The organism is Streptomyces sp., from assembly GCF_035563135.1.
Classification (GTDB): domain Bacteria; phylum Actinomycetota; class Actinomycetes; order Streptomycetales; family Streptomycetaceae; genus Streptomyces.
In genome coordinates, this window is sequence record NZ_DATMVN010000174.1 from 1 (window position 1) to 2,271 (window position 2,271).

2 protein-coding genes are annotated in these 2,271 nt (G+C 72.0%); both read left to right on the forward strand.

All coding sequences use genetic code 11. From position 1 onward, the window contains the following. Positions 1 to 140, forward strand: a 140-nt coding sequence (locus VN520_RS07340) for a helix-turn-helix domain-containing protein (protein ID WP_325746039.1), incomplete at its 5' end; no start/stop codon positions are given. Continuing rightward, positions 124 to 2,148, forward strand: a complete 2,025-nt coding sequence (locus VN520_RS07345) for a HAMP domain-containing sensor histidine kinase (RefSeq protein WP_325746038.1) — start codon at positions 124 to 126, stop codon at positions 2,146 to 2,148. The genes VN520_RS07340 and VN520_RS07345, both read left to right, overlap by 17 nt. Positions 2,149 to 2,271: the final 123 nt, after the last annotated feature.

The following is a 2,271-nucleotide window of genomic DNA, read 5'->3' on the forward strand; positions in this document are numbered from 1 at the left end:
TGGTCGATGTGCACATCATGAACCTCCGCAAGAAGATCGAGCACGCACCCCGGAGCCCGGCCCGGCTGCTCACCGTCTTCGGAGTCGGCTACAAACTCACGGACCCGCTGAAGGGGGTCCCGCGTGCCCCGGCGAGCTGAGCACGGCGGACAGCGTCTGCGGCTGCCACTGCGCAAGAGCCTCCTCGGCAGGCTGCTGGCGGTGTCGGCGCTCGTCGCGGCCTGCTCGGTCGCCGCGACCGCGTGGCTGGCCGTGCAGACCACGTCCGGAGCGATCGAGCAGGAGCAGGGCCGCAACCTCGCCGCCGACACCCGTGTCCTCGACTCCCTGCTCGCCTACGCTGCCGAGCACCCCACCTGGCAGGGCGTGGGGGCCACTGTGGACGACCTGGCCGACGTGTCCGGCCGGCGGATCACGCTGACCACACAGGACCGGAAGATCCTCGCGGACTCCGCGGGTTCCTCCCCGCCGCCGCCGGCCCTGCCTCCCCAGGCCTCGGCGGTCGTGGACCCGCTGTCGGTGGCCGCGTCCCCGGGACCGGAGTCGGGGACCGGGTCCGTCACGGTCGCGGCACCCGGAACGGACGGGGAACAGCTCCCGGGGAACGACCGGGTCGACCCGCGGGCCGTCGGACCGTTCCGGCTGCCCGAGAACGAGCGTACGTCGCTGAGGCGCACCGCGGAGGAGACGGTACGGTGCCTCAGCCGGTCCGGGATCGCCTCCGACGTCGTCGAAGGGCCGAGCGGGCGGCCCCGTGTCCAGGTCGTGGGCAACGACCCTGACCGTGTGCGCGGCAGCCGGTGCTCGACGGACGCGCTGGACAGCCCCACCGGAACCGAGGCGAAGGCGCTCGGCGAACTCAACGAGCTCGTCAACGCATGCCTGGACCGGCAGGGAAGAGAAGCGGTACGGCTCGATCTCGACCTGTCGTGGAACACGGCCGAGGAGCCCCTCCCCGCCTCGGCGACGCCCGCGCCGATGCCGGAGCCCAGTGCCGGTGTCAGTGTCCCGCAGGAGCCCTCACCGACCATGCTGGCCGCCCCCGCGCCCCTCGACAGCGAGAACGACCGGGACATCGCCTCGTGCGTCGGCATCGCCCGCCAGGAACAACTCAGTTCGTACGTCGCCTCACCCGCGCTGCTGTTCATCAGCGACCCGGGCGGCGGCGCCGTTCCCGGCTTCGAGCTGTCCCCTGCGAACACGGCGAAGATCACCGGTGTCGCGGCGCTCGTCCTCGCGCTCACCGTCGGCGCCTCCATCCTCGCCGGAGTCCGGCTCGTGCGGCCGCTGCACGCGCTGACGGGGGCTGCCCAGCGCATGCGTGACGGGGAGGAGCCCTCCCAGGTGGTGGTCGCCGCGGACAACGAGATCGGCCGTCTGGCCGCCGCCTTCAACGACATGTCGGCCCACCGCGCCCGGCTGGAGGAACAGCGCAAGGTGATGGTCAGCGATGTCGCACACGAACTTCGCACTCCTTTGAGCAACATCCGGGGATGGCTCGAAGGGGCCCAGGACGGCGTCGCCGACGCGGACGCGACGTTCGTCTCCTCGCTCCTGGAGGAGGCGCTGCAGCTCCAGCACATCATCGACGACCTCCAGGACCTCTCGGCGGCCGATGCCGGTGCCCTGCGCCTGCACCCCGAGCCCATACGCACCGAGGAACTGCTCACCCATGTCGTGGCGGCCCATCAGGCCCAGGCCGACGCGGCCGGGGTCGGCCTCGGAGTGACCGTCGCGGAGGGGCACGAGCAGGTTCCCGAGCTGACGGCCGACCCGGTCCGGCTGCGGCAGGCGATCGGCAACCTGGTGACCAACGCCGTACGCCACACCCCGTCCGGCGGGCGGGTGACTCTGCGGGTGTACGCGGCCGGGCCCGGGAGAACGGACGGCACGGTGGTCGTGGAGGTCGCGGACACCGGCAGCGGCATAGCACCGGAGGACCTGCCGTACGTCTTCGACCGGTTCTGGCGCGCGGAGAAGTCACGCAGCCGCCGGACCGGGGGCAGCGGCCTGGGGCTGGCGATCGTCCGCAAGCTCGTCGAGGCGCACGGCGGGACGACCGCCGTCGCCAGCACGGTGGGCCAGGGCTCGGTCTTCACCCTGCGGCTTCCGACGGCCGGCCCTGATCCGATGAACACGGCGGCCTGACAGCTTCCTCACAACTTCACTCCAGTCTGTGGGCATGCCCGGCGCCCGACACGCATCCGTGCGCGGGCACCACCAACGCCGAGCTGGAATCGGAGTTCTTCATGTCCCTTCTCCCGACCCTGC